Origin of the sequence: Pseudomonas sp. PA-7-1E (assembly GCF_021605325.1) — a bacterium.
GTDB lineage: Bacteria > Pseudomonadota > Gammaproteobacteria > Pseudomonadales > Pseudomonadaceae > Aquipseudomonas > Aquipseudomonas fluorescens_BV.
This window is the reverse complement of record NZ_WKFA01000008.1, coordinates 1-23944: the sequence shown is the minus strand read 5'-3', so window position 1 is coordinate 23944 and position 23944 is coordinate 1. Positions and strand designations below refer to the sequence as shown.

Here is a 23944-nt window from a genome sequence, read left to right as displayed (position 1 = left end):
CTTACTCCGCGCTTGCCGCGCTGGAAAACAGCGGCAAGGTCATCAATGCACAGGTGCCACGCCCCAGGCGCGAACGCAGCTGCAATTGTCCCTGATGGGCACGGGCCACTGCCTTGACCACGGTCAGGCCCAGGCCAGTGCCGTTGGTCTTGGTGGTAAAAAACGGCTCGCCCAGGCGCTGCAGCACCTGCGGGGCGATACCGCTGCCGCTGTCGCTGACGCACAGGCGCAGGGTTTGTCCGCGGCTATACAGGTGCACTTTCAGGCGCGCCCCGGGGCCACTGGCCTGGGTAGCGTTTTCGATCAGGTTGAGCAGCGCGCCCACCAGGGTGTCGCGGTTGCACAGCAATTCGCCCTGGTGGCTATCGCACTGCCAGCGCAGGTTGGCCTCCTGCACATGGGTCGCCGCTGCCGCTTGCAGGGACTGCATCAAACCGGCAGGGGTAACGCGATCGGTCAGCGGCAGTTCGCCGCGGGCAAATACCAGCATGTCACGTACTTGGTGTTCCAACTCATGCAGGCGCTCCTTGAGGCGCCCGGCAAAGCGTTGGTGGGTGGCCGCTGGTAATTGCTCGTCAGTCAAATGGCTGGCGTAGATCAATGCCGCCGACAACGGCGTACGAATCTGATGCGCCAAGGAAGCGACCATCCGTCCCAGGGACGACAGCCGCTCATGGCGAGCCAACTGATCTTGCAGGTGCCGGGTTTCTGTCAGGTCATTGAGTAGCACAAGCTGGCCGGGCTCGGCGTCCAGGGAACGGGTCGCAATGGACAGCCGGCGCCCGTCCTTGAGTGAGACTTCGTGGCCGTCGTCTTCACGGGGGGCAAAACAGCGGGTGATGACTTCACGCCACAGCTCGCCTTCCAGCGGCAAGCCAAGCAGGTCGCAGGCCGCCGGGTTGGCTTCGCGAACGCGGCCTTGGTCGTCGATGACGATCACGCCACCGGGCAACAGGTCCAGCAGGTTTTGCAGACGGTTGGCCAGACGCTCTTTCTCGGCCAGCTCTTGCATGCGCTGGGCGCTGACCACCGCCAGTTCGCCTTTAAGCTCGGAAACCCGGGCCTCAAGCAGGCTGTAGGAGTCGGTCAGCTGGTTCGACATCTGGTTGAACTGCGAGAGCGCGTGCTCCAGGCCCTGGCGGGTCGGCGGTTCTACAGGCGAAACCAGCCCCTGGATGGCAGGGGCCGAAGATAGTTGGGCGGCGTGGGGCATGATGCTCTCTCGCTTGGCTGACCGTCAGTTAAACGGAACGTTGCGAGGGCTGTAGCAATACCCGTGCCGAAAAAAAACCACCTATAAATCAGGTAGTTGAAAAACAGGCGTCAATCATCCGCCTGTTCATCACCTTCTTTGCGGCTCATACCGTACTTGCGCATCTTCTCCACCAGGGTGGTGCGACGGATACGCAGGCGCTCGGCGGCCCGGGCGACGATGCCGTTGGCATCGTCCAGCGCCTGTTGGATCAGGCCTTGCTCCAGGTTGCCGAGGTAGTCCTTGAGATCCAGTCCTTCGGGCGGCAACATCGCGCTAGCGCCAAAGTCTGGAGTATGGCCGTTGATTGCCACGCGCTCTTCCATGTCGCTGCGCAGGCTGTCCATCTGCTCGTCCTCGTCGTCGACGTAGCGGAATTTCTTCGGCAACTCGACCACGCCGATCACCCCGTACGGATGCATGATCGCCATGCGCTCCACCAGGTTGGCCAGCTCGCGGACGTTGCCCGGCCAGCCGTGGCGGCACAGGGACATGATTGCCGCGGAGTTGAAACGAATGGAGCCGCGCTTCTCGTGCTCCATGCACGAGATCAGTTCGTTCATCAGCAACGGGATGTCTTCCACGCGCTCGCGCAGCGGGGCCATCTCGATAGGGAATACGTTGAGGCGGTAGTACAGGTCTTCGCGGAAGCTGCCGACCTCGATCATGCTTTCGAGGTTCTTGTGGGTGGCGGCAATGATGCGCACGTCCACGCTCTGGGTCTTGTTGCTGCCCACGCGCTCGAAGGTGCGTTCCTGCAATACGCGCAGCAGCTTGACCTGCATCGGCAACGGCATGTCGCCGATTTCGTCGAGGAACAGTGTGCCGCCATTGGCCAGCTCAAAGCGCCCGGCACGGCTGGTGATTGCCCCGGTAAAGGCGCCCTTCTCGTGGCCGAACAATTCGCTTTCCAGCAGCTCTGCCGGGATCGCCCCGCAGTTGACCGGCACAAAGGGCCCGTCGCGACGCTTGGAGTGATAGTGCAGGTTGCGCGCGACCACTTCCTTGCCGGTGCCCGACTCGCCGAGGATCAGCACGCTGGCGTCGGTATCGGCCACTTGCTGCATCATCTGGCGCACGTGCTGGATGGCGCGGCTGGTGCCGACCAGGCTGCGGAACAGGTTGGGTTCACGGTGACGGCCGCGCTCGCGGGCCTGGTCGTACATCTCGCGATAGACCTGGGCACGGTGCAGGGAATCGAGCAATTTGCTGTAGCTGGGCGGCATTTCCAGGTTGGATAGCACGCGGCGGCGCTGGTCTTCCGGCAGGTCCACGGAAGAAATATCGCCCATTAGCAACACCGGAAGGAACTCATCCCAGGTAGACAGTGTCTTTAACAGGCCCAGAACTGCGCCAGGAGCGTTTACCGTCCCGATCAATACACAAATGACTTCACGGCTCGACGACAACGAGCTGACCGCCTGCTGCCAATCGTGGCTGCCGCAGGGCAAATTTTCTTCACCGAGAAAATTTAAAATCACCGCTAAATCGCGGCGGCGGACGCTATCGTCATCGATCAGCAGAATTTTGGTTTCACGCCACATGCAATAGCAACTTCCCTAGTAAAACTTCCTGCCCCGGAATGAGGGCAATCAAGACGTCTGTAAGATTTCTTACCTTCTAGACGTCTGAAATCTGAAAACAGCACTAGTTAAGTCAAAAATGATGGCATAGTCAAATATATGACGCGCCGTTCGGATTAACTGCGCCCTTTCAACCGAACAGATGGTAAACCTTTGACGCATTTTTCGCTTGGTTGATCTGCGACATCTCTTCGAAAATCGCCTGGCGCTCGCCGGTCGTCACTTCAAGCAACTGCTGGTAAACCGCCAACAGGCTTTCCAGCTTTCCACGCAGCGCATCCTCATCCACCGGCGCTTCGCTCAGCACCTGATCGATCACACTGCGGCAGCCCAGGTCGAGCTCGCTGATGGCATCCCAGTTGCGCGCAGCCAGCGCGTCGACCAGGGCTTCACGGGTTTCATCAATGCGTTGCAGTGCGTGGCTCATGACGAGTTCCTCAAGGCCCGTGGCCTTATTCTGCTGCGCCTTGTGGCGCGCCGATAGCATCCCAGCCTTCTTTTACGGTAATCATCAAGCGAGCGACTTCGTCGATGATCTCGGCGTCGTTTTGTTGGTTAGCCTCCATCAACCGGTTGGTCATGTACACATAAAGGCTTTCCAACTGCTGAACATAAGCCGGGTTATCACTCTTTTCAGCATCCAGGCCATCGCGCAGCCCGATAACGATGTCGATGGCCTTGCCGAGCATCAAACCCTTCTGTGCGATGTCACCACGCGCCAGGGCGCCCTTGGCCTGGGACATGCGATCCAGGCCGCCTTCCATCAGCATCTGCACCAGGCGATGCGGGCTGGCTTCGGAGATCTGTGCGTGGGAATTGACCTTCTGGTATTGGCGAAGGGCTCGCATGGGGTTCATGTTTCTACCTCGTGACAGGCGACAGCGAAAAGGATTCTAGTAACCAATATGTCGACTGGGCCGCAAAAAGCTTTAACACCGGTCGTCTTTCGGTACGAAAAGGCCAGGCAGGTTGCCTGGCCTTTTGCGTGAGTGGCGATCAGTTATTGGTTTTAGGGTTGTTCAAGGCATTGAGCGTGGTCATGACGCTGGTGCTTTGCTGGCGCAGTTGGGCAACCAGGGTGTCCATGGCGTTGTATTTGGCGGAGAGGCTGTTGGTCAGCAGTTCCATGCGCTCGTTCAGGGTTTCCTGCTGCTTTGCGATGTCCTTGAGACTGTCGGTCAACGAGGTAGAACGCGTTGCCAGAACCCCGGTAGAGGCCTTGGCAAAGTCATCCGTTGCACTTTTCATGCGCGCCAACATGCCGTCTTTGCCGCTGAACATACTGTTGATATCGGCTGCATTAGTCTTGACTGCAGCGTCCCACTTTTTGTCATCGATTGTCAGCAAGCCGGTGGTAGAGCTTGTGCTCACGCCAAATTGAGCCAACGACTTGAAAGTGCCAGTCCCCGAAAGGGTATTGAATTCATTGCGGATCGCCGCCTGCAGCGAACGCATGGTCGAGTCACCCGTCAATGCCGCAGCCGTTGTGCTGCCGTCAAGATTCTTGGTGACCTTGGTTTCGGCATTCATTGCGGAGATCAAAGCATTGTAGGTATCAACGAAGCCTTTGACCCCGGACTTGAGCGCCGTGTTGTTGGTACTGACGGTGATCAGCGTAGCGTTTTTATCGCCAGAGGTGCCCGTCTTGTAAGTCGAAGGCGCCACCAGCTTGATGTTCACACCACTGAGCGCGCCCTCGATACTGTTGGTCTTGGACACAGACGCAACACCATCAATGCTGTACAGCGCATCCTTGGGCAGATCGACGACCGTTGAACCCACATCCAGGCCGGAGGTGCCGGAAAGCGTAAGGTCGGAACCGGTACCCATGGTGGTAGAGGTCAGGATCAATCGGGAACCATTGGAGTCGGTCTGGATATTGGCACTGAGCCCGGAAGTACCAAACTGGGTATTGATCGAATCCCGCACCTGCTGCAAGGTCGCGCCGGCTGGAACATTGACGCTGTAATCCTTGCCCGACTGAGAGATGGTCAAGGTGGTCGGCTTATCCGTAGCGTTCACCACAGAAGAGGTGCCACCGGAGAAGTTCTTGCTGGATAATTTTGACGCCTGGGCCAACTGGTCAACGATCAGTCGGAAGCTGCCGTTCGAAGCTGTGTTATTGGCAGTCATGGTCGCCGTTTTTTCATCCGAGGACGAGCCGGTCAATCCGGTGAAACTACTGTCTTTGGTCATGGCGTCCAAAGCACTACGAAACGCATCCAGTGCCGCCTGAATCTTGCCGATCGAAGACAGCGTGGTGGTCGCCTTCTGGGACGCGGTATTGATCTGCGTCTGCTTGGGCACCTTTTCGGCGTCCACCAAGGACTTCACGATCGCTTGCGTATCGATGTTCGAACCGATACCACTTACCGTTGAACCCGCCATCATCTATCTCCTGTTCGGTGGCTGCCGTTATCTTGACTTATTACGCCTCAAGACCTGACAGCAACAAATTTCATGCCAGCTCACACCTTGTCGTCAAACAACACGTTGCTTGCGCTGGAAAGGTTCTGTGCCAGTTTCAACGCCGTTTCCGACGGAATCTGACGGATCACTTCACCACTGTCGGTGGCAATGACCTTGACCACGACCCGGTGGGTCGAATCGTCAATGGAAAAATCCAGGCTGCGCTGGGCAGCCTGGACGAATTCGCGAATGTCGGTTACTGCTTTTTCCAGGTCCGCGCGCTCAGGCTCTTTGCCGGTTGCCGCTACTTCCTGAGCCTTGCTGCTGTTTTGATCGGCAGTTGCCTTGGGAGGCGCGCCTTGAGGGGCAACCGGCGGATAAGACTGGTTCAGCTTTACACTCATGTCCATGTCCAATCTCCTCTAAACCGAAAAAACGGAAGGGCACGTAAACGCGCCCTTCCGTTAGTTACCAAGCGCGCTGATTACTGAAGCAGTTTCAGTACAGCGGATGGCAGTTGGTTAGCCTGCGACAGGATCGCGGTGGAAGCCGACTGCAGGGTTTGCTGCTTGGTCAGTTCCGCGGTTTCGGCAGCGAAGTCGACATCCTGAACGGTGGAACGCGCAGCGGTAGAGTTTTTCTGGATGTTCTGCAGGTTGTCTGCAGTGGTAGTCAGACGGTTCTGGGTGGCACCCAGACCCGAACGAACGCTGTCGATGGTGCCGATGGCCTTGTCGATAACCGACAGTGCGTTTTGAGCCATATCAGCGCTGGTCACATCAGTATTGGCGATGGTGGTTTTGGTGGAAGCAGCAGTGGTAGCCGCAGCTGCACCGAACAGCCCCCCAACACCATCCCCCGACAAGGAGTAACCCTTGGAGGAATCCAGCGATACTTGGCCGGTGGCAGTCATCTTGGTTGTATCGGACAGAGCGGTGCCTGCGCCGGTAGGGTATGCACCGGAACCATCTTTGGATTTGATAGTGATAGCGGCCGCACTGGCAGCGCCGGCTGCAACAGCACCAAACTCGATGTTCTCACCAGTATCGGACTTGACCGAAAGCGTTTTCTTGGCTTCGTCGAAGTTGACACTGATACCCAGCTTGGCGGCGTTGGACTTCAATTGATCAGCCAAGCCAGCCTGGCTAGTTACGCCCGTCATTGTGACAGTCTGGCCATTGACAGTCATTGAAAACGTGGCAGCAGCGGCAGGTGTAGCGCCCGTGGTAAACGCGGCATTATCAACTTCAATCTGAACTTCAGTGCTCGCGGTAGCTGTGAGGCCGCCAATTGCACCATTCATTTTGCTGGCGATACTCTGCGCCGAAGCACCAACCGGGACAGCAATTGCACTGCTCACCTGGCCATTACCGGTCACGGTAATAGTGCCAGCTGCACTGCCGATACCATTCTCGGTAGGAGTAATTGCAACACTCTTGATCTGCTGCGAACCAATATTGTTGGCGGCAACGTTTTCCAGGCTCAGGTTGATGGTTTCGTTAGCATTGGCACCCACTTGGATAGCCTTGGTGCCATACGAACCGTCCAACAGTTTCTGGCCACCGAAAGTGGTGGTTTGCGAGATACGGGTCAGTTCTGCGGTCAGGGCCTGGTATTCGTCGTTGTTCGACTTACGGTCGTCGGCGCTCAGGGAGCCGGTAGCCGAGGACAGGGCCAGGGTACGCATTTTTTGCAGGATGTCGGTCGAAGCCTGCATCGCGCCTTCAGCGGTCTGAGCGATGGAGATGCCGTCGTTCACGTTTTTTACAGCTTGGCCCAGGCCGTTGATTTGGCTGGTCAGGCGGTTAGCGATCTGCAGGCCGGCAGCGTCGTCTTTAGCGCTGTTGATACGCAGGCCGGAAGACAGGCGCTGCATGGAAGTGGCCAGGGCGCCGCCAGCTTTGTTCAGGTTGCCCTGAGTCGTGATGGAAGCAATGTTGGTGTTTACTGTTAAAGCCATGACGAAATCCTCGTTGGATGGATACTGCGGCTTCCGGCCCTGGCAACCGCCGGGTGTGGCCTGAGAACCTACGTAATAGTTATCGTCGTGGTAGCCGGTTGCTTGAGGGTTTTTTTGATTTTTTTTACTAGCCCTGTGCCAGCCCTTGTATTTCAACGGCTTATAGAGGCGTGAAACGCCAGTAATCACGGGTTACTGGCGCCAAAACTTCGCCTTCAAGACGCCCCCCCTGGTAGGAGCGAGCTTGCTCGCGAAGAACGTTAACGATGACGCGGGCATTCAGAATGCACGCGGCGCCCTCAGGTTCTTCGCGAGCAAGCTCGCTCCTACAGGGGGCGCAAAAAAAACGCCGATGATCATTCGATCATCGACGTTTTTCATGAAGCCGCTAAAGCATCACGGACGATAGAGAATCGCCGAGCCCCACGACAGCCCCACACCAAAGCCGCTGATTGCCACGCGCTTCCAGGCGGCGTCCATCACGTGCTTTTCCAGCAGCAACGGAATGCTCGATGACACGGTATTGCCGGTCTCGACCATGTCCTTGATGAACTTGTCCACCGGCGCTTCTTCAAAGCGGCGCGCCACGGCGTCAACGATGGCTGCGCTGCCCTGGTGGATGCAGAACGCATCAATGTCATCTGCCTTGAGGTCCGACTCATTGAGCAGTTCGTGCAAGTGTGCCGGCACCTTGAGCAAGGCGAAGTTGAACACCTGGCGGCCGTTCATGAAGAACACACCATCGCTGACCTTCAAGTGAGGCGCGCCGGAACCGTCGGTACCGAACTTGGATTTGCCCAGCAACCACGGCGCGTCCTCGCCCATCCAGGTGGCGGTGGCGGCATCACCGAACAGCATGGTGGTGTTGCGGTCTTCCGGGTCGACGATCTTGGAATACGGGTCGGCGGTGATCAGCAGGCCGTTTTTCAGGCCGGCGGCTTCCATGAAGCCTTTCATCGCGTAGATGCCGTACACGTAGCCGGAGCAGCCCAGGGAAATATCGAAAGCGGCAACGTGAGTCGGCAGGCCCAATTTGTCCTGGACGATGGCGGCGGTGTGGGGCAAGCCCTCTTCATCGCCGTTCTGGGTGACGACGATCAGCGCGTCGATGGACTCGCGCTTCAAATCCGGGTTGTTGGCAAACAATGCATTGACGGCTTCGACGCACAGGTCGGAAGTCTCCTGTGCAGCTTCCTTGCGCGGCAGGAACGCCGAACCGATCTTGCCGATGATGAACTCTTCATCCTTGGCGAATTTGGCACCCTGGGCGTAGTTATCGATCCCGTCTGCCGGCACGTAACTGGCGATGCTTTTTATGCCAATCATTGTGGCTTCCCAATACTAAATAGCTGGAGAACACCCCTCGGACTACGCCGGGAGTGCTGACAATAAAGGGGATAACCCCATGAAAATCTCGCTGAAAGCCGCCCGATAAAGGCCCTGTGACGACTTATCCTTTTCACACGATACAGTGAAGATGCGCTTTATGACTCACAGGTCACTCAATTTTGCGCGCTTTGTGCAAAAACCGGCAACATTTCCAGGCCAGAAACGACAACGGCCTCCCCTGTCGCCAGGGGAGGCCGTTGTTCATTGCGACGATTACATGCGGCTGAACAGGTTCAGCTGGGAGATTTTAACGAACGCCAGTTGCGAGGCCTGCAACATGGTTTGCTGCAAAGTGAGGTTGATCGCCGCTTCGCCCATGTCAATGTTCGCCAGATCGCTCATGGTGCTTTTGTTTGCAGTGCCGATACTGATGTTTTCCGCCGACTGGATATCCAGTGCAGCTTCGCGGGCCCCGATGGAACCGCGCACGTTGTCGACCTGGGCACGTGAATTGGCAAAATTACTGATGGAAGCGTCGAGCGCATCCTTGAGCTTGACCATCGCAGCCGGGTTGCCGTCGGCCGGTTGCTCCAGCGCCTTGCGCAGTTGGCTCAGGGTATCCAGCGCATTCTGGGTCTTGGCAGTGCTGGCAGCGACCGCAAACTGATCGCCGGCTTGCGGTGTGCCGCTGACATCAAAGGTCACGCCTGCTGCCGTCACGGTCGTACCGCCACCGGTGTCGCCGGTGGCGATCGCTTTGCTGTCGGCACTGTAGGGCTGGGCATAGACTTCATACGCCGTGCCACTGGTGAACTTGATCACCGCCCCGCTGTTAGCCGGGAACGTACTGGCATAGGTGGCCGGGTTGCTCACCTGCGCATTCGTCAGCTGCGCAGTGGAGGCATTACTGGGCGTGCGCGAAACACTGAAGGTGTCGGGTTTGGCGGCCAGGCTGAACGAACGGTCCTTGACCAGCGCATCGGCGTCCGGCCCCGTCGCCATATCCTTGAGATCCACCGCAATATCAAAATTCACGCCGCGCAGGCTCACGGTGGAGCCGCCTTCCTTGGTGGAATCAAAGGTGCCGTTGCCAGGGATTTCCGACGTGATGTCGTTGCCGTTCTTGTCGGAGACCTTGTACTGAGTGCTGCTGGTAAAGGTCAGCTTGTAAGGCTCGCCATCGGCGAATTTATTCGTGTAATCCGAGCCTGAAGTCACCAGGCCGGCCGACACTGAGACTTTATGATCATTGGGCACTGGCGCCGTCGCCGGCGGCACGATTGCAGGTGCGATCCAGGTCGCCTGGGTGCGGCCCGAGTTAACGGCACCGTCCATGATGCTCTTGCCGGTGTCACCGGCACTGACTCTCAGGGAATCGGAAACCTGCAGGCTCAGCGGCGTTTCATCACCCTGATAGGTGTAGGTGCCGTCGCTGTTACGGCTATAGGGCGGCGTCGAGGTCTTGGAGCCGGAAAACAGATAGTTGCCCGAGGAATCCTTGCTGTTAAGCAAGCCCAGCACCTGGTCTTCAAGCGCACCGATCTGGCCGGCAATCGACTTGCGGTCGGCATCGCTGCGCGAACCGCCCGCTTCAATGGCCAAGGTACTGGCCGCCTGCAGTGCCTCGTTGATTGCACCCAATACGCTTTCCTCGTTGGTCAACGAGTTCTTCAAACTGGTGATATTGCCGTTGAACTGCCCGAGCATGTCCTTCTGCTGTTGCAGCAACAACAACCTCGCCGCCGCCACCGGGTCATCCGCTGCGGTTTGCACGCGCACACCGGAACTGGCCTGCTCCTGGGCCTTCACAACGCTGGAATAGTTGTCCGTGTACTTGGCGGCACTGGTTTCAAAATACTGTGCAGTGGAAATACGCATCGTCCCAGACTCCCTTAAAGACTATTGATCAGCGTGCTGAAGGTTTCTTGCGCAGCCTTGATGATCTGCGACGAGGCGGTGTAGTACTGCTGGAATTTGATCATGTCGCCCGCCTCTTCATCGAGGTTGACCTGGGACACGGAGTTGCGCGCATCCTGGTTGGCCTTGAGCAAGGCGCCCGTGGCCGTGGTGTCGGTATTGGCCGACGCGGCCTTGGCTCCGACGGTCGACACCAGGCGACTGTTGGCCGCCACCAGGCTCACTCCGCCGCCACTGCCATCGGACAGGCCGACGGTGGCTTTGGTTTGCAGGTCGAGCAACGCCTGGGCGTTACGGTTATCCGACTTGCCCGAGGCGTTGAAGGAAAACGTGGTGCTGTCGCCAGCGGCGGGCGACCCGGCGACCGTGGTATCGAACTTGAAGCTTTTGGCCGGCACCAGCAGCGTGCCGTTGGCATCCCGCATCGGTACATCGACCGTGATTTTGTTGCCTTGGCCCGGCACGATGGTGCCGGTGCCAATCGGGTTGCCCTGGGCATCGTTGAGCGTGTAGCCCTGGGTGCCGTCGGCGGCCGGCTTGCCGAATACCATCTTCACTGGCATCGAGTGCTCAATGCCGGTACGCAGTTGCGCGGTATCGGCGCCACCATGAATATCGATAGGCAGGGTCAGGGTCGGCGGTGTAAAGGTGCCGGTACCCTGGTTGGTCTTGCTGCCCTCGCCCAGCAATGGCCCGGCGAACGCGATTTTATTGGCGTCCGTCAAAGTCGTGCCGATGTTGGTCGCACCGCTGGCGGTAGGGCTGACTTTGAAACTATCGCCCGCCGCCATCGGCCCCTTGCCATCCAGCGCCAGGGTGAACCCATCGATCACCGGCGGCGGCGCGGTATTGGTGTCGAACGCGCCCATGGCCTTGCCGTCGGAGCGCACCACCGTGTAGTTGTTGCCGCTGGTAAAGGTCACTTTGTAGTCGTAGGTCGACAGCTTGCTGGTGTCCGCAATGGTCACATTCAAATTGCCGGAGCCCGTGCTGTTGCCCAGCGCGCCCTGACTGCGCTGGGCAATGGCCGCCGCGCTGTTGATGTCCTTGAACAGCGATGAGCCGAAGTCACCGTTCAAGTCCAGGCCCTGCCCCAGTTGGCTGTTGATGGTATCGGCTGTCGCCAGGGCGATACGCCCCAAGTCATTGATGGCCGGCATCAGGGCATCACTGCGATAACGCAACAGGCCGCCGATGCTGCCCCCACTGAGCACGTTGCCCAAGTCGATCGCCGTACCGCCGCCGGCATTGAGCGCAATGGTGTACTGGCTTGGGTCGCTAGCGCTCGGCACTGCCGAGAGGGTGTTGGACCGGTCGCCCAATACCAGGGATTGGCCCGTGCCGGTGCTGACGCTGAACACACCATTCTGTTCACTGGTGGTCACACCCACCAGTTCATTGAGCGAGCGCACCGCCTCGTTACGGGCATCCAGCAGGTTGGCCGGGGCGCTGTTGCTTGAGCCCTGGGCCTGGGTGATCTGCTTGTTGAGCGAAGCAATCGAGGAGGTCAACTGGTTGACCTGGTCACTCATGGTGCTCAACTGGCCATTGATCGACTCTTTCTGTTGAGTCAATTGGCTGGAGATGGCGTTGAAACGGTTACTCAGGGTCTGGGCGCTGGTCAGCAGCACTTGCCGGGCAGACACGTCGCTGGGGTTGGCCGCGGAGGTCTGCACAGCGGCAAAAAACGCGCTGAGCACCGAAGACATGCCGGTTGTCTTGTCCGACAAAGTCTTGTCGATAGCGCTGGCCTGGCTGGAATAAGCCTTGGCATCGTTATTGAGCGCCGTGCTGTTCTGGTAGGCCGCGTCCAGGAACTCGTTATAGACCCGACGCACATCCGCCAGCGTGGTGCCGCTGCCAATGTACACACCGCCGTACGGGTTGTTGGCACTCGCATTCTGCGTGGTCTGCTGGCGCGAATAACCCGAGGTGTTGGCGTTGGCGATGTTATTACTCAAGACCGACAACGATCCTTGAGCGGCATTGAGCCCTGACATCCCGATACTGAGCAAACTCATGGTTCAGACCTTATAAATGTGTGGTTGCGCCAGCGGCAGCGTAGTTCTGGTAACTGTTCATGTTTTTTGCGATCTGCGAAATCTTGCTGGCGTAATCCGGGTCGGTTGCATAACCGGCTTTTTGCAACTCGCGTACAAACTGTTCCGGGTTGTCGGCTGATTTCACAACTTCTTTATAGCGATCATGGCTTTGCAGCAGGGTCACGAGGTCGTGGAAGCTGTCTTGGTAGGAGCTGTAGGAACGGAATTGCGCCGTTTCCTTGACCATCGCCCCATCGCGAAACTCGCTGGTGATCGCCCGGGCCTGACCGCCCTGCCAGCTCTGCCCGGCCTTGATGCCGAACAGGTTGTGGCTGCTGCTGCCGTCTTCGGCACGCATGACTGATTTGCCCCAACCGGTTTCCAGTGCCGCCTGGGCCACCAGGTATTTGGGGTCGATACCAATCCGTGCGGCAGCGGCCTTGGCCATCGGCAACATGGTGGCGACAAATTCATCCTGAGAGCTGAAGGCTTTCTTGGCCGGCGCCAGCGGTGGCTGGGCAATGGCGCGGCCATACACCTGCATGCGCCCGCTCGGCACGGCAAAGCTACGTGCACTGCTGTTGATGACCGTGTCGTCGGCAGCGCTATTACGCAGGGGCGCGGCTTTGGCTTCGACCGGAGCGTTCGGCACGATGCCCGCCAGCAGGCGGTCGGCCAGCTTGCTGGGCAAGGCGATACGGCGCTGGTTCATCAGTTCCATGTCGTTGGCATGGGTGCTGGCGCCCTCAGGCACGGCCACACGATACGCCCACAAAGGCCGCTGGCCATTGGAGCGGCCCAACGGGCCTTCGGCCTGGGTACCGGCGGCAATCTCGGTCGGCACATCGACTTTCTTCACCGGCGCGTCCGCCGCCGGGCCTTGCAAGGTGGCGGCCTGGGCCTCCACCGGCTTGTTCTTCTGCATCTGGCGCATCAGCACATCGGCCAGGCCGATACCGCCACCTTCGCGCGACATCGACACTGCCAGTTGCTGGTCGTACATTTCCTGGTACTGCTTGGCGGCCGGGGTGTTCAGCGGGTTGTCCTTGCCCAGGGCCTCGGTGGCCGAACGCATGGACTTGAGCATCTCGTTCAAAAACAGCGACTCGAATTCCTGCGCCACTTTGCGCAGGTTGCCTTCGCTGTTTTTGTCGTCACCGACCTTGAGCTGGTTAAGCCGGTTCAGGTCGGAGTAAGACCCCGAGTCCGCCGTGCTGCTGATGCCGCTCTTGCGCATATCCATGGCCATGGCCTCAGATCACGATCAGGTCGGCTTGCAACGCGCCAGCCTGCTTCAAAGCTTCGAGGATCGCCATCAAGTCGCCGGGCGCAGCGCCCACCTGGTTCACCGCACGGACAATCTCGTCCAGGGTGGTGCCGGGGCCGAACTTGAACATCGGCTTGGCTTCTTGCTGGGCATTGACGCGCGAGCGCGGGACCACGGCCGTCTGGCCACCGGACAACGGCCCAGGCTGACTGACGATCGGGTCTTCGGTGATGGTCACCGTCAGGCTGCCGTGGGTCACCGCCGCTGGCGAAACCTTGACGTTCTGGCCGATCACGATGGTGCCGGTGCGCGAGTTGATGATGACTTTGGCCACGGCCTGGCCGGGGTCCACCTCAAGGTTTTCCAGGATCGACAGGTAGTCCACACGCTGGCTTGGGTCCAGAGGCGCAGTGACGCGAACCGAGCCGCCGTCGATGGCCTGGGCCACGCCAGGGCCGAGCATGTCGTTGATCTTGTCGACCACGCGCTTGGCGGTGGTGAAGTCGGAGCGGTTGAGGTTCAGGGTCAGGCTGTTGCCCTGGTTGAAACCACTCGGCACGGTGCGTTCAACCGTGGCGCCACCGGGGATACGCCCGGCCGACGGCACGTTGACGGTGATCTTCGAGCCGTCGCGGCCTTCGGCGTCAAAACCGCCGACCACCAAGTTGCCCTGGGCAATGGCGTAGACGTTGCCGTCGATACCTTTGAGCGGCGTCATCAGCAAGGTGCCACCGCGCAGGCTCTTGGAGTTACCCATGGACGACACGGTGATGTCCACCACCTGCCCCGGCTTGGCAAACGCGGGCAGATCGGCGCTGATTGACACCGCTGCGACGTTCTTCAACTGCACGTTGCCCGAGCCTGGCGGTACCTTGATGCCGAACTGCGAGAGCATGTTGTTGAAGGTTTGCAGGGTGAACGGCGTCTGGGTGGTCTGGTCACCCGTGCCGTTAAGCCCCACGACCAGGCCATAACCGATCAACTGGTTGGAGCGCACGCCGGAAATACTGGCGATGTCCTTCAGGCGCTCGGCCTGGGCCACAGCACTCAAGGCCAGCAAAAGCGCCATCGCCATCAGCAGTTTGAACTTCAAAATGGCCACCTAGAAAGGGAACAGCGGGCTGAGGAAGAAGCGGTCGAACCAGCCCGGCTGGCTCGCATCGGCAAACGAACCGGTGCCCGAGTAGGTAATGCGTGCATCGGCAATGCGCGTCGACGGCACGGTGTTATCGGTGGAGATGTCATCGGCGCGGACCATGCCGGCGATGCGCACCAGCTCGTCGCCGGTGTTGAGGGTCATCCACTTTTCACCGCGCACGGCAATGATGCCGTTGGGCAATACATCGGCGACGGTCACGGTGATCGAACCGGTCAGGCTGTTGCCCTGCCCGGCCGCGCTCTTGCCGTTGGTGGCGCGGTCGCCGCTGTAGCCGGCGTCCAGGCTCAGGTCACCACTGCCCAGCGGGTTGTTGGTGTTGAGGCCGCCGCCGAACAGCGAAGTCAGGCCGATGCTGGTCTTGCTGTTTTTGCCGATCTGCGAGTTGGCGTTCTTGCTGGCCTGGGTCTTCTCGTTCAGGGTGATGGTGATGATGTCACCGACCCGGAACGCCTTGCGGTCGCTGTACAGGTTCTGCTCGAAACCGGCCTGGTAGATCGAGCCATTGTTGGCCGCCGCCGGCAGCGGTGTGCGTGGCAACACCGGCGCGTAGTACGGGTCATTGGGCTTTGGCGTAGGGGCGACACAGCCCGCAAGCACGGCGATCCCACTCAATGCCAACACACAAACATAGCGATTCATGACCCTAACCTCACGGTGTTGCAGGCACCCTCAAGGGCGCCCCATAGACTTGATTACAGATTCTGCGTAACGAACGAAAGCATCTGGTCGGCGGTGGAAATCACCTTGGAGTTCATCTCGTAGGCGCGCTGGGTGGTGATCATGTTGACCATCTCCTCAACGGTGCTGACGTTGGAGGTTTCCAGGGTGCTTTGCAGCGTGGTGCCGAAGCCGTTCAAGCCAGGGGTGCCGATTTGCGGCGCGCCACTGGAGGCGGTTTCCAGGAACAGGTTGTTGCCCATGGCCTGCAGGCCGGCCGGGTTGATGAAGTCGGCGGTTTGCAGGTTGCCGATCACCTGGGACGCTGGGTTGCCAGCGACGGTGATGGACACGGTGCCGTCGTTGCCGACGGTGAAGGTCTTGGCGTCGGGCGGCACCACGACAGCAGGCTCCAGGGCGAAACCGTTGGCGGTCACGATCTGGCCGTTGGAGTCCAGGTGGAAGGTGCCGTCACGGGTGTAAGAAGTGGTGCCATCCGGTTGCAGCACTTGAAAAAAGCCCCGGCCGTTGATCGCCATGTCCAGGGGCTGGCCGGTTTGCTGCAGGTTGCCGGCGCTGAAGTTTTTCTGGGTGCCGACGATCTGCACACCGGTACCCAGTTGCAGGCCCGACGGCAGTTCGCTGTCCTGGGTCGATTGGGCGCCCGGTTGCTTCTTGATCTGATAGAGCAAGTCCTGGAACTCGGCGCGGTCACGTTTGAAGCCCGTGGTCGACACGTTTGCCAGGTTGTTGGAAATGGTCGTCAGGTTGGTGTCCTGGGCGGACAGGCCTGTCTTGGCAACCCATAGAGCCGGAAGCATGCTGTTCTCCTTCGTGCGCCGGATGGTTGGCGCTGCGTTGCAAATTAGTTAATGGGCTTGGATCAGCTCATCTGCATGACGCGCGTCATGGCCTGGTCGTCTTCTTTAGCGCTGTTCATCATCTTGATGTGCAGCTCGAACTGCTTGGCCAGCGCCAGCACTGCGGTCATTTCTTCCACGGCATTGACGTTGCTCGCCTGCAGGAAACCCGAGGTCAGCCGCACGTTCGCGTCAGCCTGGGCCGGTTGGCCATCCTTGGTGTGGATGGTGCCGTCCAGGCCCTTGGTCATGTTCTTGAGGTCAGGCTGGACCATCTTGATACGGTCCACTTCCGCCATCACCCGCGGGCCTTCGCCCATGGCGCGGATACTGATAGTGCCGTCCGAACCCACTTCGATTTTCTGCTGGGGCGGCACGGCGATCGGGCCACCGTTGCCCATGATCGGCATACCGTTGCCGGCCCGCAGCACGCCCAGGGCATCCACGTTCATGCTGGCGCTGCGCACGTAGGCTTCGCCGCCATCGGGGGTCTGCACCGCCATCCAGCCGTCGCCGCTGACGGCTACGTCCAGGTCGCGGCCGGTCTCGATCATCGCGCCCGGTGAAAAGTCGGTAGCCGGACGTTCGGTCATGGCAAACGCCCGCGCCGGAAAGCTGTCACCGAACACCGGCATCGAACGCGCCTGTTCCAGGTCGCGCTGGAAGCCGTTGGTGGAAATGTTCGCCAGATTGTTGGCATGGGCCTTCTGCGCCAGTGCATTCTGGCTGGCGCCGGTCATTGCCACATAAAGGTACTTGTCCACGCTCTATCCTCTTTCTGACGGACGCTTGCCGCCCACCGCTGTACTGAGGAGGCTTAAGCAATTTGCGAACCAACTTTTTAAAAGAGGCGCAAATCCAGGCGCGGCGGGGGTTTCGTGGAGGTATGTGAAATTGGTAGGGGAGAAACAGTCGAAAAAACGGCGGACTACTGCCGCCTGCGGCAAACACCGGCCTTAAATCCGGTACAGATCAAAGCCGGCTTGCCTGCGATAGCGTTGGTTCAGTGACAGACTCATTGACTGACATGCCGCCATCGCGGGCAAGCCCGCTCCCACAGGGGATTGATGCCGGGCGCTGATGCCGTGGGCAATACCCAACCAATGTGGGAGCTGGCTTGCCTGCGATAGCGGTGGTTCAGTCACAAATTCATTGACTGACACGCCGCCATCGCGGGCAAGCCCGCTCCCACAGGGGATTGATGCCGGGCGCTGATGCCGTGGGCAATACCCAACCAATGTGGGAGCTGGCTTGCCTGCGATAGCGGTTGGGCGGGCACTGATATGCCAACTGACAGTCCGTTATCGCCGGCAAGCCAGCTCCCACCGTTTTAACTACGATCAGCCTTGAGCACTTCGTAATCACGCAGTTTGTTGGCAATGGTGGTGTGCGACACCCCCAGGCGCTTGCCCAACTGGCGACTGCTCGGGTGTTCGGCGTACAGGCTTTCCAACACCGCCTTCTCAAAGCGCCCGACGATATCCTCCAGGCTACCCTCCAGGGAAAAATCGCCCAGCGGCTGACGCACGCCATAATCCGGCAACCGAATATGCTCAACCTTGACCGTACCGCCCTCACACAACGACACCGCCTGGAACAGCACGTTTTCCAGCTGCCGCACATTGCCCGGCCAATGGTAGTGGCTGAGCTTGTCCATGGCCGCAGGTGCCAGCTTGGGCAGTGGGCAACCGATCTGCCGGCTGGCCTGGTCGAGAAAGTGCTCGACCAACGGCGCAAGGCCATCCAGGCATTCGCGCAACGGCGGGATATGCAACGACAGCACATTCAGCCGATGATAAAGGTCCTGACGAAACTCACCCCGGGCGCAGAGTTCCGACAAATCTACCTGGGTCGCGCAGATCACCCGCACGTCCAGGTACACCTCTTCATCACTGCCCACCCGGCGAAAACAACCGTCCTGCAGAAAGCGCAGCAGCTTGACCTGCAAGCGCGCGCTCATTTCTCCCACGCCATCCAGAAACAAGGTACCGCCCGCCGTCAGCTCAAGCAGGCCCAACTTACCTTCCGCCCGCGCCCCTTCAAATGCGCCGGGGCCATAACCAAACAGTTCGGTCTCGGCCATCGACTCGGGCAACCCCGCGCAGTTGAGCGCCATCAACGGCGACTGCCCGCGCGGGCTGGCCAAGTGGCAGGCCCGGGCCAACAGCTCCTTGCCGGTGCCGGTTTCGCCTTCTATTAATAGTGGCGCATCCAGCGGCGCCATGCGCCGCGCTTCACGCACCACTGCGGCCATGACCTTGGAGCTCTGGAAGATGCTGTCGAAACCGCGCAGCTCTTGCTTGCGCACGTTATAGATACGCTCACCGACCCGGTCGGCACGGTGCAGGGTGAGCACGGCGCCGGCCATGGCTTCACTGTCATCGTGCTCGGAGGATTGCAGGGGCGCGATGTCCGCCAGAAATACGTCACCCTTGACCTTGACCCGCAGGCCATTGATTCGCGATTTGCTGGCGCGCACCAGTTCCGGCAGGTCGAAATCCTCGGCGTAACGCGACAGGGGAATCCCCGGCACTTCATCTACCCGTACGCCAAGCAACTGCGCCGCCGCACGGTTGGCGGCCACGATGGAGCCGCCCATATCAATGGACAGCACCGGGAATTCCAGGGCGCCGAGCAATGCGTTGAGTTCCATATGCCGCCGCTCGCTGGGCATCAGCCCTACCCGCTTGACCCCGAACACTCCGGCAATCGCCTCGAACTGCGGGCGCAACGCCTGGAACTGCATGTTCACCAGGTTGGGGCAGAACAGGTAGATGGCATTGCCGTGCTCGCCGCCGACTTCGCCCTTGGCGACGTTGACGCCGTACTCCACCAGCAGGTTGAGGATGTCCCGCAGGATGCCGATGCGGTTTTGGCAGTGCACTTTGATACGCATGGAAAGACTCGAAAAGGGAGTAGACGCCGCGGCTTTTTGTCGCTGGGCGCAGATAGTCGTCAAGATTATGTGACAGCGCGGTGGCTTTTCCCAGCCCATAGCTGCGACTAGCGGGCCTGTCGTAACGAATACTTTACGATAATCGGTAATTTTTCCTACACCAGTCCGTTAAGGCTGATGGAATCCGGCGCCTATCCGGTTATCAATAGGAGCATCCCAGGACATAACAAGAACGAATGCCTAGCAGGAGAGCCGTATGAAGCAGACGCACTACGTGGCCCGCGAGCCCGATGCGCAAGGTTTTATCCACTACCCGCCAGAAGAACATGCGGTGTGGAACACCCTGATCACTCGCCAATTGAAAGTGATCGAGGGCCGCGCCTGCCAGGAATACCTGGACGGTATCGATAAGCTCGGCCTGCCTCTGGACCGCATTCCCCAGTTGGGCGAAATCAACAAGGTGCTGGCCGACACCACCGGCTGGCAAGTCGCCCGCGTGCCGGCGCTGATCCCCTTCCAAACCTTTTTTGAATTACTGGCCAGCAAGCAGTTTCCGGTGGCGACTTTTATTCGCACCCGTGAAGAATTGGACTACCTGCAAGAGCCGGATATTTTTCACGAGATCTTTGGCCACTGCCCGCTGCTGACCAACCCCTGGTTCGCTGAATTCACTCACACCTACGGCAAGCTCGGCCTGGCGGCCACCAAGGAGCAACGGGTGTACCTGGCGCGCCTGTACTGGATGACTATCGAGTTCGGCCTGGTGGACACGCCCCAGGGCCGGCGTATCTACGGTGGCGGCATTCTGTCGTCGCCTAAAGAAAGTGTGTATTGCCTGTCGGACGAGCCCGAGCACCAGGCCTTTGATCCGCTGGAAGCGATGCGCACCCCCTATCGCATCGACATCCTGCAACCTTTGTACTTCGTATTGCCCGAGCTCAAGCGCCTGTTCGACGTGGCGCAGGAGGACATCATGGGTATGGTGGAGCGCGGTATGCAGTTGGGTCTGCACGCACCGAAATTCCCACCCAAGCCCAAAGCCGCGTGAACCTTGCGTTTTAAGGCCAGGTGAGTCTGTTCCCTGGCCCCGCGTTGCTTTAGGGTAACGCCACTGACCTTCAATCATTCGAATTCAGGACACCTTCCATGACCACCTTGAACCAAGCCCACTGCGAAGCCTGCCGCGCCGATGCCCCGCAAGTCAGCGATGAAGAACTGCCGGTGCTGATCAAGCAGATCCCTGACTGGAACATCGAAGTGCGCGACGGCGTGATGCAGCTGGAAAAGGTTTTCCTGTTCAAGAACTTCAAATTTGCCCTGGCTTTCACCAACGCCATGGGTGAAATCTCCGAAGCCGAAGGCCATCACCCAGGCCTGCTCACCGAGTGGGGCAAAGTCACCGTGACCTGGTGGAGCCACTCCATCAAGGGCCTGCACCGCAACGACTTCATCATGGCCGCGCGCACCGACGAAGTGGCCAAGACCGCCGAGGGCCGCAAGTAATGCATTTCGATGCCATCGACCGCGTGCCCGGCGACCCGATCCTAGGGCTGATGGACCTGTATACCCAGGATGCCAACCCGAACAAGTTCGACCTGGGCGTAGGGGTCTATAAAGACGACCAAGGCCTGACGCCGATTCCTCACTCGGTGAAACTGGCGGAACAGCGCCTGGTCGACACGCAAGTGACCAAGACCTATATCGGTGGCCATGGCGATGCAGCCTTCGGCAGCCTGATCAGCCAACTGGTGCTAGGCGCCGACTCGGCCTTGCTGCGTGACCGCCGCGCTGGCGCCACACAAACCCCAGGCGGCACCGGCGCCCTGCGCTTGAGTGCCGACTTTATCGCCCACAGCCTGCCGGGCCGTGGCGTGTGGCTGAGCAACCCGACCTGGCCGATCCACGAAACCATTTTTGCCAAGGCCGGGCTCAAGGTCAGCCATTACCCTTACGTGGGCAGCGACAACCGCCTGGATGTGACGGCGATGCTGGCAACCCTGTCCAGCGTGCCCAAGGGCGACGTGGTATTGCTGCACGCGTGCTGCCATAACCCGACCGGCTTTGACCTGTCCCAGGATGACTGGCGCCAGGTGTTGCAGATCGTGCGTGAACGCCAGTTGCTGCCGCTGATCGACTTCGCCTACCAGGGCTTTGGCGATGGCCTGGAGCAGGACGCCTGGGCGGTGCGCCTGTTTGCCGCCGAGCTACCGGAAGTGCTGATCACCAGTTCGTGCTCGAAAAACTTCGGCCTGTATCGCGACCGCGTGGGTGCATTGATCGTGTGTGCGGCGGATGCTGAAAAGCTCACCGATGTGCGTAGCCAACTGGCGAATATCGCTCGCAACCTGTGGTCGACACCGCCGGATCACGGTGCCGCCGTGGTGGCGACCATCCTCGGTGATGCACAGTTGAAAAAGCAGTGGAGCGAGGAAGTCGAGGCCATGCGTTCGCGGATCGCCCATTTGCGCGCAGGATTGGTGGAAGCGCTTGCACCCCATGGCCTGGCCGAGAAATTCGCACATATCGGCGCGCAGCGTGGGATGTTTTCCTATACCGGCTTGAGTGCCGAGCAGGTCAAGCAACTGCGCGAGAAGCACAGTGTGTATATGGTCAGTTCGGGGCGGGCTAACGTGGCTGGGGTTGATGCAACGAGGCTGACGTTGCTGGCTCAAGCCATCGCCGACGTCTCCAACTGAAGCAACAGGATTAACTGTGGGAGCTGGCTTGCCTGCGATGGCGGTGGTTCAGTTGCAGATTAATTGCCTGACCCGCCGCCATCGCGGGCAAGCCCGCTCCCACATTTGAATCGTGGGGTGTCAGGTAGATCAGCGTCGGCTGTCAGGCCGTCACGGGAGCAAGCTCCCTCGCCACAGGTTCAGCCAGCGACCATTTCGGCCTTTAGCATTGCTTCTTTGGCCTGCGCATCCGCCAACCGATACAACTCGATATGCCCATCCCAGTGCTCGATCAAGGCCGTGCACGACTCCACCCAATCCCCGCAGTTGAGGTAATCCACCTCGCCCACCTTGCGAATCTCGGCATGGTGAATATGCCCGCACACCACCCCGTGCAATTCCCGCTTGGTCACCTCGTGGGCAATCGCCTCTTCGAAATCGCTGATAAAACTCACCGCCGTCTTGACCTTGTGTTTCAGGTACGCCGACAGCGACCAATAACCGTAGCCATACCGCGCACGCCAGTGGTTCAGCCAGCGGTTCAGCGTCAGGGTGAATTCGTAGGCCGAGTCGCCGAGGAAAGCGAGCCAGCGGTGATAGCGCGTGATCACATCAAACTGGTCGCCATGAATCACCAGCAAATGGCGGCCATCGGCGGTGACGTGCACAGCCTCATCGACCAATTGGATATTGCCCAGGATCAGCTTGGAATAGCGACGCAGGAACTCGTCATGGTTGCCGGTGACATAGATCACCTCGGTGCCACGCTTGGCCATGGTCAGCAAGCGGCGGATCACGTTGGTGTGGGCTTGAGGCCAATACATGCCGCCGCGCAGTTTCCAACCGTCGATGATGTCACCGACCAGGTAGACCTTGTCGGCGTGGTAGCCCTTGAGAAAGTGCGAAAGGTGTTCGGCCTGGCAATCCCGAGTGCCCAGGTGCACGTCGGAAATCCACAGGGTTCGCACCCGTTGCTTGCGGCTGGGCTTGGTGAACTCGGCACGGGTCATGGGCATCCCTCGACGCTGTTTTGGCGAGCTTGCGCCTTGGCGATTAATAGCCCATGACAAGCGTGCGTCAGTCTGATGACAGCGCCTGCGGCCCGCCAAGCGTTGTAGACTGACGGCTTGCCGCCCTGGAGACCGCGATGAGCCCGACCCTCACGCTACGCCACTACCTCGAAGCGCCCATTGCCCACAGCCATGACCATGCGCAGTTGGTGTTCGGCCTTTCCGGGCACCTGGAGCTGGAGGTCGATGGCCGTGGCAGCCAGGTACGCGAAAGCAGCGTGATGGTGCTGCCCTTCTCCGCCCACCACGCCTGCATCAGCCGCGATGGCAGCCGCTGCCTGGTGCTGGATGTGCCGACCGAGCACTGGGTGGTGCAATCCTTGGGCGAACATGCCGATGCCAGCCGCCGCTTGCTCGACCAACCCGCGCGCCTCGCGCTGGATGCTCGGCAACACCAACTGGTGCAGTGGCTGGCACAAAGCCCGGTGCACGACCCGCTGATCGTCCAGCAAGGCGCTGTGTTGTTACTGGCCAGCCTCAACCACCCTCAGGCTCAACCGCTGCCTGGCCGGCGTCTGCCTTATGCCGCGTTCAATAGCCATATCGAGCGCCATGCGGCGCGTCCGCTCCAGGTGGCCGACCTGGCGCGGATTGCCGATTTGTCCGTGCCGCGCCTGCATGCGCGGTTCATGGCGGAGTGCGGGCAAACGCCGATGGACTATCTACGCAGTCGCCGCTTGCACTTGGCGCTCAGGCTTTTACGCGAAACCTCCCTACCCATCGGCGAGATTGCCGAGCGCGTCGGCTACGCCTCGCAAAGTGCATTTTGCGCGGCCATGCTTCGGGCGTTTGGCGCCTCGCCCGGTGCATTGCGTCGAGCGGGCTAGCAAGAGTCTTGCGCTAAAAATCACCCCACCCGCGACAGACG

General features: G+C 59.8%; 21 protein-coding genes. 4 read left to right on the top strand and 17 right to left on the bottom strand.

The window, feature by feature from the left end; all coding sequences use genetic code 11:
* Position 1: 1 nt before the first annotated feature.
* The 16 genes from GIW79_RS07480 to GIW79_RS07400 all read right to left on the bottom strand — a co-directional run bounded on the left by GIW79_RS07480 (position 2) and on the right by GIW79_RS07400 (position 19331).
* Positions 2-1213 (bottom strand): sensor histidine kinase, encoded by a 1212-nt coding sequence (locus GIW79_RS07480; RefSeq protein WP_054898642.1) that lies wholly within the window; start codon positions 1211-1213, stop codon positions 2-4.
* Positions 1214-1323: 110 nt separating this feature from the next.
* Positions 1324-2796, bottom strand: a complete 1473-nt coding sequence (locus GIW79_RS07475; RefSeq protein WP_236455255.1) for a sigma-54 dependent transcriptional regulator — start codon at positions 2794-2796, stop codon at positions 1324-1326.
* Between the two features lie 169 nt (positions 2797-2965).
* Positions 2966-3262, bottom strand: a complete 297-nt coding sequence (locus GIW79_RS07470; RefSeq protein WP_034126783.1) for a flagellar protein FliT — start codon at positions 3260-3262, stop codon at positions 2966-2968.
* A 25-nt stretch (positions 3263-3287) separates the two neighbouring features.
* Positions 3288-3692 (bottom strand): flagellar export chaperone FliS, encoded by a 405-nt coding sequence (fliS, locus tag GIW79_RS07465; RefSeq protein ID WP_054898643.1) that lies wholly within the window; start codon positions 3690-3692, stop codon positions 3288-3290.
* A gap of 139 nt (positions 3693-3831) precedes the next feature.
* A complete protein-coding gene (gene fliD / locus GIW79_RS07460) occupies positions 3832-5223 on the bottom strand; it encodes a flagellar filament capping protein FliD (RefSeq protein ID WP_060764474.1) in 1392 nt (463 codons plus the stop codon).
* An 80-nt stretch (positions 5224-5303) separates the two neighbouring features.
* Complete coding sequence (locus GIW79_RS07455; protein WP_060764473.1) at positions 5304-5654, bottom strand: flagellar protein FlaG; 351 nt, start codon at positions 5652-5654, stop codon at positions 5304-5306.
* A gap of 74 nt (positions 5655-5728) precedes the next feature.
* Positions 5729-7204, bottom strand: coding sequence for a flagellin N-terminal helical domain-containing protein (locus GIW79_RS07450; protein WP_060764472.1), 1476 nt, complete (start codon positions 7202-7204; stop codon positions 5729-5731).
* Positions 7205-7600: 396 nt separating this feature from the next.
* A complete protein-coding gene (locus GIW79_RS07440; protein ID WP_054898647.1) occupies positions 7601-8530 on the bottom strand; it encodes a ketoacyl-ACP synthase III in 930 nt (309 codons plus the stop codon).
* Positions 8531-8806: 276 nt separating this feature from the next.
* Positions 8807-10411, bottom strand: coding sequence for a flagellar hook-associated protein 3 (locus tag GIW79_RS07435; protein ID WP_034126777.1), 1605 nt, complete (start codon positions 10409-10411; stop codon positions 8807-8809).
* A 14-nt stretch (positions 10412-10425) separates the two neighbouring features.
* Positions 10426-12471, bottom strand: coding sequence for a flagellar hook-associated protein FlgK (gene flgK / locus GIW79_RS07430; protein WP_034126776.1), 2046 nt, complete (start codon positions 12469-12471; stop codon positions 10426-10428).
* Positions 12472-12481: 10 nt separating this feature from the next.
* Positions 12482-13741: a flagellar assembly peptidoglycan hydrolase FlgJ gene (gene flgJ / locus GIW79_RS07425; RefSeq protein ID WP_038451059.1), complete on the bottom strand. Its 1260-nt coding sequence runs from the start codon at positions 13739-13741 to the stop codon at positions 12482-12484.
* Positions 13742-13745: 4 nt separating this feature from the next.
* Positions 13746-14855, bottom strand: a complete 1110-nt coding sequence (locus GIW79_RS07420; RefSeq protein ID WP_175550974.1) for a flagellar basal body P-ring protein FlgI — start codon at positions 14853-14855, stop codon at positions 13746-13748.
* Positions 14856-14861: 6 nt separating this feature from the next.
* Entirely contained in the window at positions 14862-15557 is a 696-nt protein-coding gene (gene flgH, locus GIW79_RS07415; protein WP_014719364.1) for a flagellar basal body L-ring protein FlgH, read from the bottom strand.
* A gap of 53 nt (positions 15558-15610) precedes the next feature.
* Positions 15611-16396 (bottom strand): flagellar basal-body rod protein FlgG, encoded by a 786-nt coding sequence (gene flgG, locus GIW79_RS07410; RefSeq protein WP_003192986.1) that lies wholly within the window; start codon positions 16394-16396, stop codon positions 15611-15613.
* Positions 16397-16458: 62 nt separating this feature from the next.
* Complete coding sequence (locus tag GIW79_RS07405; protein ID WP_003192988.1) at positions 16459-17199, bottom strand: flagellar basal body rod protein FlgF; 741 nt, start codon at positions 17197-17199, stop codon at positions 16459-16461.
* 566 nt (positions 17200-17765) lie between these two features.
* Positions 17766-19331, bottom strand: a complete 1566-nt coding sequence (locus tag GIW79_RS07400) for a sigma-54-dependent phenylalanine hydroxylase transcriptional regulator PhhR (RefSeq protein ID WP_003192990.1) — start codon at positions 19329-19331, stop codon at positions 17766-17768.
* Positions 19332-19587: 256 nt separating this feature from the next.
* On the opposite strand from GIW79_RS07400, the gene phhA reads away from it, so the two are divergent.
* The 3 genes from phhA (at position 19588) to GIW79_RS07385 (ending at position 22027) form a co-directional block, all read left to right on the top strand.
* Entirely contained in the window at positions 19588-20379 is a 792-nt protein-coding gene (phhA, locus tag GIW79_RS07395; protein WP_003192992.1) for a phenylalanine 4-monooxygenase, read from the top strand.
* A 98-nt stretch (positions 20380-20477) separates the two neighbouring features.
* The gene (locus GIW79_RS07390; RefSeq protein ID WP_003192995.1) at positions 20478-20834 is read left to right on the top strand and encodes a 4a-hydroxytetrahydrobiopterin dehydratase; all 357 of its coding nucleotides are present in this window, start codon (positions 20478-20480) and stop codon (positions 20832-20834) included.
* Positions 20834-22027 (top strand): amino acid aminotransferase, encoded by a 1194-nt coding sequence (locus GIW79_RS07385; protein WP_127881085.1) that lies wholly within the window; start codon positions 20834-20836, stop codon positions 22025-22027. The genes GIW79_RS07390 and GIW79_RS07385 overlap by 1 nt, the downstream gene beginning before the upstream one ends.
* 179 nt (positions 22028-22206) lie before the next feature.
* On the opposite strand, the gene GIW79_RS07380 is transcribed toward GIW79_RS07385, so the two are convergent.
* Positions 22207-23016 (bottom strand): UDP-2,3-diacylglucosamine diphosphatase, encoded by an 810-nt coding sequence (locus tag GIW79_RS07380; protein ID WP_054898652.1) that lies wholly within the window; start codon positions 23014-23016, stop codon positions 22207-22209.
* 137 nt (positions 23017-23153) lie between these two features.
* Between GIW79_RS07380 and GIW79_RS07375 the strand changes: the two genes are divergently transcribed.
* Positions 23154-23903, top strand: a complete 750-nt coding sequence (locus GIW79_RS07375) for a helix-turn-helix domain-containing protein (protein WP_236456223.1) — start codon at positions 23154-23156, stop codon at positions 23901-23903.
* The last annotated feature ends 41 nt before the right edge of the window (positions 23904-23944 follow it).